Source organism: Streptomyces sp. NPDC002104, from assembly GCF_053593795.1.
Genome location: NZ_JBSFDF010000071.1, coordinates 1 through 13712, shown reverse-complemented (window position 1 = coordinate 13712; position 13712 = coordinate 1). Strand labels below are relative to the sequence as shown.

The window sequence follows — 13712 nt, the reverse complement described above, 5'->3', positions numbered from 1 at the left end:
TAGCGCCCCGTATGGATGGACGTGAAGCGATACTTCCGTGGGCCGGTTATGTGGATCGTGCTGGCCGTCCTCGCCGTGGTCGTGTTGATGAACGTCGTCGGCTCCGGCGGCGGCTACAAGTCGGTGGAGACCAGCGAGGTCATCAAGGCGATCAACAGTGGCCAGGTGGACAGCGCCAAGCTCACCACCGGTGACAGCCAGATGATCAAGATCGAGCTGAAGAAGGACCAGAAGCTCGGCGACAACGACGGCACCAAGTTCCAGGCCAACTACATCGGGGACCAGGGCGTACAGCTCGCCCAGAACCTCCAGACCAAGTACGAAGCCGGTCAGATCCCTGACGGGTACTCCGTCACGCCGGACAAGACCAGCCCGTTCCTGAGCGTGCTGCTCTCGCTGCTGCCGTTCGTCCTCATCGTCGTGGTCTTCCTGTTCCTGATGAACCAGATGCAGGGCGGCGGCTCCCGGGTCATGAACTTCGGGAAGTCCAAGGCCAAGCTCATCACCAAGGACACCCCGAAGACGACGTTCGCCGATGTCGCGGGCTCCGACGAGGCCGTCGAGGAACTCCACGAGATCAAGGAGTTCCTCCAGGAGCCGGCGAAGTTCCAGGCCGTCGGCGCCAAGATCCCCAAGGGCGTGCTGCTCTACGGCCCGCCCGGCACCGGTAAGACCCTGCTCGCGCGTGCCGTCGCGGGCGAGGCCGGTGTCCCCTTCTACTCGATCTCCGGTTCCGACTTCGTCGAGATGTTCGTCGGTGTCGGTGCCTCGCGTGTCCGCGACCTGTTCGAACAGGCCAAGGCCAACGCCCCGGCGATCGTCTTCGTCGACGAGATCGACGCCGTCGGCCGGCACCGCGGTGCGGGCCTCGGCGGCGGTCACGACGAGCGCGAGCAGACCCTCAACCAGCTGCTCGTCGAGATGGACGGCTTCGACGTGAAGGGCGGGGTCATCCTGATCGCCGCCACGAACCGTCCCGACATCCTCGACCCGGCCCTCCTGCGCCCCGGCCGCTTCGACCGCCAGATCGCGGTCGACCGTCCGGACATGCAGGGCCGTCTGGAGATCCTCAAGGTCCACCAGAAGGGCAAGCCGGTCGCTCCGGACGTCGACCTCGGCGCCGTCGCCCGCCGCACCCCCGGCTTCACGGGTGCCGATCTCGCCAACGTCCTGAACGAGGCCGCGCTGCTCACGGCCCGCTCGGACCAGAAGCTGATCGACAACCACGCGCTGGACGAGGCGATCGACCGCGTCGTTGCGGGCCCGCAGAAGCGGACCCGGATCATGTCGGACCGGGAGAAGAAGATCACCGCGTACCACGAGGGCGGACACGCCCTGGTCGCGGCGGCTTCCCCGAACTCCGACCCGGTCCACAAGATCACCATCCTGTCCCGCGGCCGGGCCCTGGGCTACACCATGGTCCTGCCCGACGAGGACAAGTACTCCACCACGCGCAACGAGATGCTCGACCAGCTCGCGTACATGCTGGGCGGACGCGCGGCCGAGGAACTGGTCTTCCACGACCCGACCACGGGCGCCGCGAACGACATCGAGAAGGCCACGGCAACGGCCCGCGCGATGGTCACCCAGTACGGCATGACCGAGCGCCTCGGCGCGATCAAGTTCGGCGGGGACAACACCGAGCCGTTCCTGGGCCGCGAGATGTCGCACCCGCGGGACTACTCGGAGGAGGTTGCCGCGCTGGTCGACGAAGAGGTCAAGAAGCTCATCGAGACCGCGCACAACGAGGCCTGGGAGATCCTGGTCGAGAACCGCGACGTCCTCGACAACCTGGTCCTCGCCCTCCTGGAGAAGGAGACGCTCAACAAGGAGCAGATCGCCGAGGTCTTCTCGACGATCGTGAAGCGCCCGGCCCGCCCGGCGTGGACCGGCTCCTCGCACCGCACGCCGTCCACCCGTCCGCCGGTGCTCTCTCCCAAGGAGCTCCAGCTGACGAACGCGGCGAACGGCACGTCGGCCTCTTCGGCCACCGTCTCGGTGGAGAAGACCCCGGAGCCCTCCCCGGAGGAGCACCCGGAGGCTTAGTACCTCCCGGAATGGATGCCGCGCCCCCCAGGTTCTAGCCTGGGGGGCGCGGCACTTTTACGCGCCGGCGACTGCGCAGACAGGAACGAGGAAGAGATGACCGACCCAGTGACCCTGACCGGTGGCGAGGGCACGATCGGCGAGTTCGACGAGAAGCGCGCCGAGGCGGCCGTCCGCGAGCTCCTGATCGCGGTCGGCGAGGACCCGGACCGCGAGGGGCTCCTGGCGACTCCGGGGCGGGTCGCGCGGGCGTACAAGGAGATATTCGCCGGCCTCTACCAGAAGCCCGAGGACGTCCTGACGACGACGTTCGACCTCGGCCACGACGAGATGGTCCTCGTGAAGGACATCGAAGTCATGAGTACCTGTGAACACCACCTCGTCCCCTTCCACGGGGTGGCGCACGTCGGCTACATCCCGTCCGTCGACGGCAAGATCACCGGTCTGTCGAAGCTCGCGCGTCTCGTGGACGTCTTCGCCCGCCGCCCGCAGGTGCAGGAGCGGCTGACGACGCAGATCGCCGAGTCGGTCATGGAGATCCTGGACCCGCGCGGGGTCATCGTCGTCATCGAGTGCGAGCACATGTGCATGACCATGCGCGGAGTCCGCAAGCCCGGCGCGAAGACCATCACCTCGGCCGTCCGCGGCCAGCTCCGCGACCCCGCGACCCGCAACGAGGCCATGAGCCTCATCATGGCGCGCTGACCGTTCCGCCCGCCTGCCGCGCCGGGGAAGGCCGCGGCGTGGCAGGACCGGGCGGCAAGGGCACTGCCTAGGCGCGTACCGGGGTCTCCGGGCCGTCCTCGTCGTCCGGGAGTTTCAGGACGTGTTCCAGGAAGAGGGCCGCCGCCACGACCGCCGCGCCCGCCAGGACCGAGAAGCCGGCGTACCAGGTCTGGTCGCGGCGGGCGGGGACGTCCAGGGCGGTGGTGAGGAGGAAGACGCCGACGCCGCCGTAGGCGCCGGCGACCAGGGCGGCGACCAGGGCGCTGGCCTGGCCGAAGACCACGGCGCGGGCCGCCATCAGCGGCTCCACGCCCTTGGCGCCCGGCGCGCGCTCGCGCTGGGCCTTCAGGCGGGAGCGCAGCGACAGGGCCGTCGCCAGCAGGACCACCGCGATGGCGCCGAGGACGATCGGGGCGGCCACCGGGACGCCGGGGAGCGTGCCGTACGCGTTCCACAGCCGGGCTCCGGCCCAGGACAGCACCGCGGCGATCGCGAAAATGCCCGCCAGGACCGCCGGCTTCAGTTGCTTCACGTGCGTGCGCCTCTCCCGCTCTCCGTGCGTGCGTATCCGGTGATCCTAAGTGGTCGGCGGAGCCGCCCCGCGGGCGCGGCTCACTCGGGGAGGCGCAGCTCCAGGTCCTCGCGCTGGGTGAGCCCGGTGAGGCCGACCGCCGACAGGAGCGAGGAGACGGGCCCGTGGCCCGGGATCTGCGCTTCGGGGTCGATGTCGTTCCAGGGGGCCAGCACGAAGGCGCGCTGGTGGGCGCGCGGGTGCGGGAGGGTGAGGACCGGGTCGGCGGAGACCACGTCGGCGTAGGTGATGATGTCGACGTCGATCGTGCGGGGCCCCCAGCGCTCCTCGCGGACGCGGTCGAAGGCCTCCTCGATGGCGTGCCCGCGCTCCAGCAGCGAGCCGGGCGGCAGGGTGGTCTTCACCGCGATGACCGCGTTGAGGTACGAGGGCTGCGAGCCCGTCTCCACGCCCCACGGCTCCGTCTCGTAGACGGGGGAGACGGCCTTGACCCGGAGGCCCGGGGTGTCGCCGAGGGCGTCGATGGCGCCCTGGAGGGTCTCCAGGCGGTTGCCCAGGTTCGCGCCGAGCGCGACGACGGCCCACTTGGGGTTGGACAGGGTCACGTCCGCCGCGTCGACGGCTTCGACCACGGAGGCGGGTACCGGCTGGACGGTGGGGTCGCTCTGGGCTTTCATTCCGTTGTTCACGCGCGGCTCCGTGTGATCGTGATGGTCACGTCGTCGAAGGGAACGGTGATCGGCGCGTCCGGCTTGTGGACGACGACCTCCACCTGGGCGACCGCCTCGTGCTTGAGGCACTGCTGGGCGATCCGCTCGGCGAGGGTCTCGATCAGGTCCACGGGCTCGCCCTGGACCACGTCGACGACTTCCTCCGCGACTACCCCGTAGTGCACGGTCTTAGCCAGGTCGTCGCCCGCCGCCGCGGGGCGGGTGTCGAGGTGGAGCACCAGGTCGACGATGAAGGTCTGGCCTTCCTCGCGTTCCCGGGGGAAGACGCCATGGTGCCCGCGAGCCTTGAGGCCGCGCAGCGCGACACGATCCACGCGAATCACTCCTGCTTTTCGTAGGTGCTTCCGGTCCGGGACTCCCCGGATCCATGGCCTAAGCCGAGTGCGGTCGGCGTCGTCCATCTTCGAATTTACCTGCGAATTTACTCGCGAATGACTCGGCACCCCCACGGTGGGGTCAGGAGGACTCCTCCTCGTCGTCCTCGTCGGAGTCCGTGAGGACGGGGGAACCGTGGTGCGACCACAGCCGCCAGCCCTCCGGTGTGCGTCGGAACACATTCGTGGCGACGACGAGCTGGCCGACGAGCGGGCCCAGTTCTCCGCCGTCCTCGGCGGGCCCGCCGCTGAGGATGTTCTCGGTGCACGTCACCAGCGCGGTGTCGCCCAGGACGGTCACCTTGGTGTCGGTGAGGAAGAACTGGATGTACTCGGTGTGCGACATGATCAGCGCGTAGGAGCGCAGCACTTCGCCCCGTCCGGACAGCACCGGCCAGCCCGGGTGCACGCAGGAGATCTCGTCCTCGAGCCAGAGCGCCGACAGCGAGTCGAAGTCCCCCCGCTCCATGGCCTCGTAGAAGGCCGTGTTGACCTCTTCGACGGATTCGATGTCGGTACGGCTCACCGTGCCCCTTCCTCGTTGCTACGGGTCGTACGCAGTGCCCCTTCCACGGCGCGGGCCACCCGAACCGCGTCGGCGCTCGCCCGTACCTCGTGGACCCGTACGGCCCAGGCGCCCTGGGAGGCGGCGAGGGCGGAGACGGCGGCGGTGGCGGCGTCGCGTTCGCGGGCGGGCGGCGGGGAGGCGTGGTCGGCGCCGGCCAGCACCCGGCCGAGGAAACGCTTGCGCGAGGCGGCCACCAGCAGGGGGAAGCCCAGCGCGCGCAGTTCGGCGAGGTGGGCGACCAGGGCCAGGTCGTGCTCGGCGTTCTTGGCGAAGCCCAGGCCCGGGTCGACGAGGAGACGCTCGGGGGCGATGCCGCCGGTGACGACGGCGTCGATGCGGGTGCGCAGTTCCGCGGTGACCTCCGCGAGGACGTCCTCGTAGACGGCGAGGCTGTTCATGCCGTCGCTGAATCCGCGCCAGTGCATGACGACGAAGGGCACCTCGGCGGCGGCGACGGCCGGGATCATCTCCGGGTCGGCGAGGCCGCCGCTGACGTCGTTGACCAGGGTGGCGCCGGCGGCGACGGCCCGGGCGGCGACGGAGGCGCGCATCGTGTCGACGGAGACGACGACCCCTTCGGAGGCGAGGCCGCGGACGACGGGGACGACCCGGCGCAGCTCCTCCTCCTCGTCGACGCGGGAGGCGCCGGGGCGGGTGGACTCGCCGCCGACGTCCACGAGGTCGGCGCCCTGGGCGACGAGGTCGAGGCCGCGCTTGACCGCGGCGGTGGTGTCGAACCAGCGGCCGCCGTCGGAGAAGGAGTCGGGGGTGACGTTGACGACGCCCATGACCGCGCAGCGGTCCCAGTCGGGGAGGCCTGTCACCAGGCCCCTGGGGGCGGGGCCGCTGTTCGTGTTCATGGTTCCCAGGGTAGGGCTCCTGGCCTTGGCCTTGCCCTGGGTGGCCGGGTGGCCGGGTGCTCGGCCGGCCGGGTGGCCGGTGGGTGGGCGGGTGGGGAACGGGGGAAGGGCGGGCCGCTCCGCGCCCCGCCCTTCCCCCGTTCCCCGCGCCACGCCCTCAGGCGGCCTGGACCTCGCGCTCCGCCTGGGACGGGAGGGCCGGGGCCTGCGCGTGGTGGTGGGCGCAGGTGCGGACCGGCTTGGGGCGCCGGCGGGCGGCGAACAGCCGGGGCAGGGCCAGTGTGACGAAGCCCTCGGCCTGCATCGCGGCGAAGCCGATGCGGGGCAGGTCCCGGGTGGTGCGGAAGACCACGAAGCGCGGCTCCCAGCGGGGGCGGAACTTCGCGTTGAACTTGTAGAGCGATTCGATCTGGAACCAGCGCGAGAGGAACACCAGCAGGCTGCGCCACATCCGCAGGACCGGGCCGGCGCCGATCTTCTCGCCGCGGGCCAGCGCCGAGCGGAACATCGCGAAGTTCAGGGAGACCTTCTCGATGCCGAGCGCCGGGGCGGCCTCCAGGGAGGCGACGATCAGCAGCTCGTTCATGCCGGGGTCGGCGGCGCGGTCGCGGCGCATCAGCTCCAGCGACATGCCGTCCTTGCCCCAGGGGACGAAGTGCAGGACGGCCTTGAGGTCGCCGAAGGGGGAGGTGTCGCCCTCCTCGACGCGGTGCGCGGTGGCGATGTAGCAGTCGCCGTCGCCGGGGTCGCCGACGCGGCCCAGCGCCATGGAGAACCCGCGCTCGGTGTCGGTGCCGCGCCAGGCCTCGGCGGCGCCGCGCACCTGCTCCAGCTCGGTCCCGGTCAGCTCGCTGACCCGGCGGACCTTGGTGGTGTAGCCGTTGCGTTCGATGCGCTTCACCATCTGCCGGACGTTGCGCATCGCCCGGCCGGAGAGGGAGAAGTCTTTGACGTCGACGATCGCCTCGTCCCCGAGCTCCAGGGCGTCGAGGCCGGTCTCGCGGGTCCAGACCTCGCCCCCGGTCTCGCTGCAGCCCATGACGGCGGGGGTCCAGGAGTGGGTCTTGGCCTCCTCCATGAACCGTTCGATGGCGCCGGGCCAGGCCTCGACGTCGCCGACCGGGTCGCCGGAGGCGAGCATCACGCCGGAGACGACGCGGTAGGTGACGGCGGCCTTGCCGCTGGGGGAGAAGACGACGGCCTTGTCGCGGCGGAGCGCGAAGTGGCCCAGTGAGTCGCGGCCGCCGTGCTTGGCGAGCAGCTCGCGGAGCTTGACCTCGTCGTCGGCGGTGAGCCGGGCGGCGGGGTGCTCGGGGCGGAAGGCCAGGTAGATGGTGGTGACGGCGGTGAGCATGCCGAGTGCGCCGAGCGAGTAGCCCACGGTCCAGGACACCCGGCCGGCGTAGTCGACGGGGCCCTCGACGCCGAAGAGCCCGTAGACGACGTGGCTGATCTGTTCATAAACACCCGGATTGCCTACAACGCGGCCGGGGTGCGAGTTGACGATGACCAGGCCGAGCCCGATGGAGCCCGCGCTCATCAGCACGAAGTTGGCGAGCGCCTTCCAGCGGCTGCGCGGATCGGGCAGCGCCTTGAATTCACTCTGGTGGCGGATCAGGAGCGCCAGGAGCACCGCCGCGATGACCACGCCGATGATCGAGTGGCGGTACGTGAACTGCGCCACGGCGCCCGCCGGCAGCAGCACCACCGCGGCCCGCCAGGCGCGGCGCTTGCGGCGCTTGAGCCCGTGGGCGAGCAGCAGGAGCAGGACGCCGGCGCTCAGGGCCAGGGCGGCGGCGAAGGGGCCGACGGAGCCGGGCAGCACCTCGGTGACCGCGTGGATGCGGCTGTGCCGGAAGCGCGGGAAGACCCCCGCGGCGATGTCCAGCAGGCCGACGACCGTGACGGCGGTTCCCACGACTCCGGGGACGGACTCCGGTCGTGGGCCTCGGAGGATTCGGCTGACAGGCTTCGGAACCTGTCCCGACTTATCGCCATCTATCCTGCTAGACATCGCTTCCCGTTGCTCCGCGAGAGATCATGTGGCCGAAGGCCGCTGGGGCCTTTCGTTGGGTGGTGCGTCCCCTAGGACGACATCGAAGGGGAGCGGGTTCACTCTTCCGTCGAGAAAAAAACTAGTCCTGCCATAGAAAGTCGACTGACTGCTCATGGGTCTCACCAGTAATACGGTTCTGGCGCTGGCCATCCTTGCCGGTGTGCTGCTGTTCGCGGCCACGGTGTGGTTCTGGCCGAAGCTCTCGGGCCGCTCCTGGCGCTCGGTCGTCGGCCGGATCGGCCTTCTGCTGGCGACGCAGCTGGCGATGTTCGCGGCGATCGGTCTCGCCGCGAACAAGTCGTTCCTCTTCTACGGCTCCTGGGCCGACCTCTTCGGCCAGGAGACGTCGGTCGGCAAGGTCGTGGACCACTCGATGAGCAGCGACGACATCAAGGTGGTCGACAAGCAGCACCTCGACGTGCCCGGCGGTGCCAAGCCCCCCGTCGGCGGACAGATCCTGAAGGTGTCCGTAACGGGCCAGAAGTCGAAGATAACGAGCCCCGGGTACGTGTGGCTGCCGCCGGAGTACTTCCAGCCGCAGTACAAGGACAAGAACTTCCCGGCCTCCATCGTCCTCACGGGGTACCCGGGCATGGCCGAGAACCTGATCAAAGGGCTCGACTACCCGATGAAGGCCTTCAGCCTGTCCAAGGCGGGCAAGATGAAGCCGATGATCCTGGTCATGATGCGTCCGACGCCGGGCGCGCGCGACACCGAGTGCGTGGACATACCCGGTGGCCCGCAGACCGAGACCTTCTACGGCCAGGACCTCCCGCAGGCCATCCGGAGCACCTTCCGGGTCGGCGAGAAGCCCTCGAACATGGGCTTCATCGGCAACTCCACGGGCGGGTACTGCGCCCTGAAGATGACGGCGCACCACCCGCAGACCTTCGGCGCCGCCGCCGGGCTGTCCGCGTACTACGAGGCCGCGAACGACCCGACGACCGGTGACCTCTTCCACGGGGACGCGCAGCTGAAGGCCCGCGCGAACGTGCTGGAGTCCATCAAGGCCAAGCAGCCGACCGGTACGTCGTTCCTCGTCACCAGCAGCGAGAAGGGCGAGCCGAACCTCGCCGGCACGAAGCGGTTCATCAAGCTGGTCAAGGGCCCGGACCGGGTCTCCTCGATCATCCTCGACAGCGGCGGCCACAACTTCAACACCTGGCGCCGCGAGATCCCGCCGATGCTGGTGTGGATGAGCGGCAGGATCCAGGCGTAGCGGGGGCCTCCGGGAGGAGGCTCAGGCCTCCTGCAGGCCGGCCCGGCGCAGGGCCCGGTGGACCCCTTCGGGGGTGAGTACGCCGATCAGCGCGCCGGAGTCGGGATCCGTGACCCCGATCCGGCCCGAGTCCTCCTGGAGCAGCAGCGCGAGCGCCTCGCGCAGACTGGCCCCCAGCGCCACTCCGGCGGTGGGGGCCTTTTCGCCGGAGGCCGGCTCGGCCAGGTCGGCCTCGGCCACCGCGGTGACCGCGAGCCGCTTGAGACCGCGGTCGGCGCCGACGAAGCCGGCCACGTAGTCGGTCGCCGGGGCGCCCAGGACCTCGGCCGGCCGGGCGAACTGCTCGATGGTGCCCGCTCCGTAGACCGCGATGCGGTCCCCGAGCCGGACGGCCTCCTCCAGGTCGTGCGTGACCAGCAGGATCGTTTTGCGCACGGTCTGCTGGAGCGCCAGGAACTCGTTCTGCAGCCGCTCGCGCACCACCGGGTCCACCGCGCCGAACGGCTCGTCCATCAGCAGCACCGGCGGGTCCGCGGCGAGCGCCCGGGCCACGCCGACGCGCTGGCGCTGCCCGCCGGAGAGCTGCTCCGGGTAGCGGCCGCCGTAGACGGCCGGATCCAGCCCGACCAGGTCGAGGAGTTCCGCGGCCCGCGCGCGGGCCTTGGCCTTCGGGGTGCCGATGAGCTGCGGCACGGTGGCCGTGTTCTCCAGCACCGTCTTGTGCGGGAACAGTCCGACCTGCTGGATGACGTAGCCGATGCGCCGGCGCAGTTCGACCGGGTCGGCGGCGGCGATGTCCTCGCCGTTCAGCAGGATCCGGCCGGACGTGGGCTCGATGAGCCGGTTGACCATCTTCATCGTGGTCGTCTTGCCGCAGCCGGAGGGGCCCACCAGGGTGACCAGTTCGCCCTCGGCGACCTCGAAGGACAGGTCCGCGACGGCGGTGGTCCCGTCGGGGTAGCGCTTGGTCACTTGCTCGAATCGGATCACCCCGCCATCTTTCCCTACCCGCGGGGTCCGTTTGTGAAGGGCGTGTTGCCCGCGTGCGAAGGATTCCGGCCATTGTCGGTGCCGGGGGTTATGGTCGCTCCTACGTGCGGTCTGTGACGGGGGGTGAGGAGCGATGGCCGGGCAGAGCTGCCTGGTGGCGAACGACTGGATCTGCTGGGAGTACGTCACGTCCCGCTCCCAGGAGCTCACCGACGCCACCGCCGAACACCTGTGGATCACCGGTGTGTCCGTGCTGATCGGCATCGCCGTGGCCCTGCCGCTGGCCCTGCTGGCCCGCCGCGGCCGCCGCTGGGCGGCCCCCGTCCTCGGCATCACCACCCTGCTCTACACCGTGCCCTCGCTGGCCATGTTCTCCCTGCTGCTGCCGTTCTTCGGGCTCTCGGCGGCGCTGGTGGTGACCGGCCTGGTGCTGTATTCGCTGACCATCCTCGTGCGCAACGTGCTGGCCGGGCTCGAAGCCGTGCCCGAGGAGGTACGGGAAGCCGCGCGCGGGATGGGGTACGGCCCGGGCCGGCTGCTGTGGCAGGTCGAGCTGCCGCTGGCGCTGCCCGCCCTGCTGGCCGGCGTACGGATCGCGACCGTCTCCACGGTCGCGCTGACGACGGTCGGCTCCATCGTGGGCAAGGGCGGCCTCGGCAACCTCATCGCACCCGCCGTGAACAGTTCCTTCAAGGCCCAGGTGCTCACCGCGTCCGTGCTGTGCGTGCTCCTCGCGCTCGCCCTGGACCTGGCCCTGCTCGGTCTCCAGCGGCTGCTCACCCCGTGGACCCGGGCGACCCGCGCGCCCCGGGCCAGGCGGGCCGGACGGGCCGCCCGTACCGCCGACGTCAGCGGGGGAGTGTGATGGGCGTACTGGGACAGGCCTGGGACTGGCTGGCCGACGGGGCCAACTGGTCCGGGGAGAACGGCGTCTGGCACCGGCTCGGCGAGCACGTGTACGTCAGCGGGATCGCCCTGGCACTGGCCTGCGCCCTGGCCCTCCCGGTCGGGCTGTGGCTGGGCCACCTCGGCAAGGGCGGCGGCCTCGCGGTCAACATCTCCAACATCGGGCGGGCCGTCCCGGTCTTCGCGGTGCTGGCGCTGTTCATGGTCTCCCCGCTGCGCAACGCCGGGTACGTGCCCACCATCATCGCGCTGGTCCTGTTCGCCGTACCGCCCCTGCTGACCAACGCCTACGTGGGCATGCGCGAGGTGGACCGCTCGGTCGTGGAGGCCGCCCGGGGCATGGGCATGTCCGGCCGCCAGCTCTTCTGGCGGGTGGAACTTCCGCTGGCCCGCGGACTGGTGATGACGGGGCTGCGCTCGGGCGCCGTCCAGGTCATCGCCACGGCCACCATCGCCGCCATGGTCGGCCAGGGCGGCCTCGGCCGGATCATCACCGCCGGCTTCAACACGTACAACACCCCGCAGGTCGTCGCGGGCGCCCTGCTGGTCGCCGCGCTGGCCCTGCTCGTGGAGGGCGCGCTCGTGGCGGCCGACCGGCTGCTGCCGGGCGCGGCCGCCCGCTGAGCGCCGCCCCGCCGAGTGACGCCCCCACACGTACACCCACCCCTTGAAGGAGATTGAGATGAGCAAGTCCACGCGCGCCCTCGGCGCGGCCCTGGGCGCGGTCGCCCTGACCGCATCGCTCGCCGCGTGCGGCGGCGGCGACAGCCTGGAGAAGACCAAGGACGGTGGCTCCTCCGCCGCCGCCTCCGGGTCCTCCGAGGGCGGCAAGGGCGGCAAGCTGGTGATCGGCGCCGCCGGCTTCACCGAGTCCAACGTGCTGGCCGAGCTGTACGCGCAGGTCCTCAAGGACGCCGGCTACAGCACCTCGATCACCACGGTCAGCAACCGCGAGCTGTACGAGCCCTCGCTGGAGAAGGGCGAGATCGACGTCGTCCCGGAGTACGCGGCGACCCTCGCGGAGTTCCTCAACGCCAAGGTCAACGGCTCCAAGGCGCCGACGGACAAGCCCGTCGCGTCCAGCGATGTGACCGCGACGGTGGCGGCCCTGGAGAAGCTGGCGGGCCCGCTGGGGCTGAAGGCGCTGCCCGCGGGCTCGGCGGTCGACCAGAACGCCTTCGCGGTGAGCAAGGAATTCGCCGCGAAGAACAATCTCAAGACCCTTTCCGATCTGGGCAAGTCCGGCCTGAAGGTGAAGATCGCGGCGGGCGACGAATGCGCCGTGCGGCCCTTCTGCGCCCCCGGGCTGAAGACCACGTACGGAATCGATGTGTCCGGCATCGACCCCAAGGGCGTCGGAACCCCGCAGGCCAAGCAGGCGGTCAAGGACGGCACGGACCAGCTCGTCCTGACCACCACCACGGACGCCACGCTCGACAGCTTCGGCCTGGTCCTGCTGGAGGACGACAAGAAGCTCCAGAACGCCGACAACGTGCTCCCGGTGGTCAACGCCAACGACGCCGGCGCCCCCGAGGTCGCGGCCGCCCTCGACAAGGTCACCAAGGCGCTCACCACCGCCGATCTGGTCGAGCTGAACCGCAAGGTCGACGCCGAGCGCGCCAAGCCGGCGGATGTCGCCAAGGCCTACCTGGAGTCCAAGGGCCTGCTGAAGAAGTAGGAGTTGCGCCTTTCGTGCGCCAAGTGCGGTAACCGCTCGGGAACAGATTGCCGAGCGGTTACCCCACGCGCTGTCCACGCCCTGTAAATTTCAGGCCATGCCCCGTGGACGCCACCGCAATCCCGAACCACTTCACCGGCTGCTCACGCCGAGCGCCGTCGCCGGTGTGTCCGTCGCCGGCGCAGGCGCCGCCTGGCTCCTCGCGGAACCCATGGCGCTGCGCCTGCTCGTGACGCTCACCGCGGCCGCGGGGCTGGCCGGAGCCGTGGTCATGCGCTCGTGGGACCTGGCGGCAGGACGCCGGGTCAGCGAGCTCGGGCGCGAACGGGTCAAGGACGAGTGGCGCACCGACGAGCGGATAGCCGAGCTCGAATCCGACCTCGAAGAGGCCCGGGTGCTGCGCGCCAAGCTCGACGCCAAACTGCGCGCCAAGCGGGTCGAACTCGCGGGCCTGCGCGGGGAGCACGCGTCGCTGCTGCGCCGGTACGCCACCGCCGAGACGGAGCGGGCCAGCGCCCTGGAGGGACGCCGGCTGCTGGCCATCGAGGCCGCGGCGGCCCCGGCCGCCTCCGCCGCCGCTCCCCGGGAACTTCCCGCGGTCACCGAGGAGCGCACCAGCGCCGGCGCCGCCACCTCCGTGGGCTTCGCCCGCGCCCATGCCGCGCTGGTGGCACTGGCCGACAAGAAGGGCAAGGCCTCCGGGCCCGGCCCCGAGGGCGGCCGGAGCGGCTCCCCGGCCCTCCCGGCGGGCTCCACGGCCCCCGAGGCCCGCGCTCTCACCGCCGCCGCCTCCGCAGCTCCTTCCGCCGCAGCAGGCCCTTCCGCCGCCGCGGCCCCTTCCGCCGCAGCGGCCCCGGCCACCCCCGGCGCCCAGGCGAAGCCCGCCGCGCTGGAGGCGCACGCGCGCCCCGCGCTCGCCGGCCCGGCGAGCGCATGCTGCACTTCGAGCTGTCCCTGGCCTGCGAGGTCTTCGGCTCCGACCTGACGCACCTCGTGGACCCCTGGTACGCGTTCTCGCTCTGCGGA

The 13712-nt window shown here is 70.9% G+C and carries 14 protein-coding genes; 7 read left to right on the top strand and 7 right to left on the bottom strand.

Annotated features, from left to right (window positions below; genetic code table 11):
• Positions 1-15: 15 nt before the first annotated feature.
• Together ftsH and folE are read left to right on the top strand one after the other, a co-directional pair.
• Positions 16-2046, top strand: a complete 2031-nt coding sequence (gene ftsH / locus ACWCP2_RS35155) for an ATP-dependent zinc metalloprotease FtsH (protein ID WP_450912620.1) — start codon at positions 16-18, stop codon at positions 2044-2046.
• A 96-nt stretch (positions 2047-2142) separates the two neighbouring features.
• On the top strand, positions 2143-2751 hold the full coding sequence (gene folE / locus ACWCP2_RS35150) for a GTP cyclohydrolase I FolE (protein WP_112449909.1): 609 nt from the start codon (positions 2143-2145) through the stop codon (positions 2749-2751).
• A gap of 67 nt (positions 2752-2818) precedes the next feature.
• Here folE and ACWCP2_RS35145 read toward each other — a convergent pair whose 3' ends face one another.
• The 6 genes from ACWCP2_RS35145 to ACWCP2_RS35120 form a co-directional block, all read right to left on the bottom strand.
• Entirely contained in the window at positions 2819-3304 is a 486-nt protein-coding gene (locus tag ACWCP2_RS35145; protein WP_450912619.1) for a DUF3180 domain-containing protein, read from the bottom strand.
• A gap of 80 nt (positions 3305-3384) precedes the next feature.
• Positions 3385-3981 (bottom strand): 2-amino-4-hydroxy-6-hydroxymethyldihydropteridine diphosphokinase, encoded by a 597-nt coding sequence (gene folK / locus ACWCP2_RS35140; protein WP_450912633.1) that lies wholly within the window; start codon positions 3979-3981, stop codon positions 3385-3387.
• Between the two features lie 8 nt (positions 3982-3989).
• A complete protein-coding gene (gene folB / locus ACWCP2_RS35135) occupies positions 3990-4349 on the bottom strand; it encodes a dihydroneopterin aldolase (protein ID WP_030010912.1) in 360 nt (119 codons plus the stop codon).
• A 142-nt stretch (positions 4350-4491) separates the two neighbouring features.
• Entirely contained in the window at positions 4492-4935 is a 444-nt protein-coding gene (locus ACWCP2_RS35130; RefSeq protein WP_450912618.1) for a nuclear transport factor 2 family protein, read from the bottom strand.
• Positions 4932-5837 carry a dihydropteroate synthase gene (gene folP, locus ACWCP2_RS35125; protein ID WP_450912617.1) on the bottom strand — a complete coding sequence of 302 codons (906 nt, stop codon included), beginning with the start codon at positions 5835-5837 and terminating at the stop codon, positions 4932-4934. Before folP ends, ACWCP2_RS35130 begins: the two co-directional genes overlap by 4 nt.
• Before the next feature lie 157 nt (positions 5838-5994).
• Entirely contained in the window at positions 5995-7851 is a 1857-nt protein-coding gene (locus tag ACWCP2_RS35120) for a phosphatidylglycerol lysyltransferase domain-containing protein (protein WP_450912616.1), read from the bottom strand.
• 154 nt (positions 7852-8005) lie between these two features.
• Here ACWCP2_RS35120 and ACWCP2_RS35115 point away from each other — a divergent pair, with 154 nt between their 5' ends.
• Positions 8006-9112, top strand: a complete 1107-nt coding sequence (locus tag ACWCP2_RS35115) for an alpha/beta hydrolase-fold protein (RefSeq protein ID WP_450912615.1) — start codon at positions 8006-8008, stop codon at positions 9110-9112.
• A gap of 21 nt (positions 9113-9133) precedes the next feature.
• Here the strand turns inward: ACWCP2_RS35115 and ACWCP2_RS35110 are convergent, their stop codons facing one another.
• On the bottom strand, positions 9134-10102 hold the full coding sequence (locus ACWCP2_RS35110; protein WP_450912614.1) for an ABC transporter ATP-binding protein: 969 nt from the start codon (positions 10100-10102) through the stop codon (positions 9134-9136).
• A 133-nt stretch (positions 10103-10235) separates the two neighbouring features.
• On the opposite strand from ACWCP2_RS35110, the gene ACWCP2_RS35105 reads away from it, so the two are divergent.
• The 4 genes from ACWCP2_RS35105 to ACWCP2_RS35090 all read left to right on the top strand — a co-directional run bounded on the left by ACWCP2_RS35105 (position 10236) and on the right by ACWCP2_RS35090 (position 13671).
• Entirely contained in the window at positions 10236-10967 is a 732-nt protein-coding gene (locus ACWCP2_RS35105; RefSeq protein ID WP_450912613.1) for an ABC transporter permease, read from the top strand.
• Positions 10967-11632 carry an ABC transporter permease gene (locus ACWCP2_RS35100; protein WP_450912612.1) on the top strand — a complete coding sequence of 222 codons (666 nt, stop codon included), beginning with the start codon at positions 10967-10969 and terminating at the stop codon, positions 11630-11632. The genes ACWCP2_RS35105 and ACWCP2_RS35100 overlap by 1 nt, the downstream gene beginning before the upstream one ends.
• A 58-nt stretch (positions 11633-11690) precedes the next feature.
• The gene (locus tag ACWCP2_RS35095; protein WP_450912611.1) at positions 11691-12686 is read left to right on the top strand and encodes an ABC transporter substrate-binding protein; all 996 of its coding nucleotides are present in this window, start codon (positions 11691-11693) and stop codon (positions 12684-12686) included.
• Between the two features lie 97 nt (positions 12687-12783).
• Complete coding sequence (locus ACWCP2_RS35090) at positions 12784-13671, top strand: hypothetical protein (protein WP_450912610.1); 888 nt, start codon at positions 12784-12786, stop codon at positions 13669-13671.
• Positions 13672-13712 lie beyond the last annotated feature (41 nt).

Excerpts from the sequence above, each read along its gene's own strand:
- ftsH (WP_450912620.1), top strand. The coding sequence starts at position 16 with ATGGACGTGAAGCGATACTTCCGTGGGCCGGTTATGTGGATCGTGCTG.
- folE (WP_112449909.1), top strand. The coding sequence starts at position 2,143 with ATGACCGACCCAGTGACCCTGACCGGTGGCGAGGGCACGATCGGCGAG.
- folK (WP_450912633.1), bottom strand. The coding sequence starts at position 3,981 with ATGAAAGCCCAGAGCGACCCCACCGTCCAGCCGGTACCCGCCTCCGTG.
- folP (WP_450912617.1), bottom strand. The coding sequence starts at position 5,837 with ATGAACACGAACAGCGGCCCCGCCCCCAGGGGCCTGGTGACAGGCCTC.
- ACWCP2_RS35120 (WP_450912616.1), bottom strand. The coding sequence starts at position 7,851 with ATGTCTAGCAGGATAGATGGCGATAAGTCGGGACAGGTTCCGAAGCCT.
- ACWCP2_RS35115 (WP_450912615.1), top strand. The coding sequence starts at position 8,006 with ATGGGTCTCACCAGTAATACGGTTCTGGCGCTGGCCATCCTTGCCGGT.
- ACWCP2_RS35105 (WP_450912613.1), top strand. The coding sequence starts at position 10,236 with ATGGCCGGGCAGAGCTGCCTGGTGGCGAACGACTGGATCTGCTGGGAG.
- ACWCP2_RS35100 (WP_450912612.1), top strand. The coding sequence starts at position 10,967 with ATGGGCGTACTGGGACAGGCCTGGGACTGGCTGGCCGACGGGGCCAAC.
- ACWCP2_RS35095 (WP_450912611.1), top strand. The coding sequence starts at position 11,691 with ATGAGCAAGTCCACGCGCGCCCTCGGCGCGGCCCTGGGCGCGGTCGCC.
- ACWCP2_RS35090 (WP_450912610.1), top strand. The coding sequence starts at position 12,784 with ATGCCCCGTGGACGCCACCGCAATCCCGAACCACTTCACCGGCTGCTC.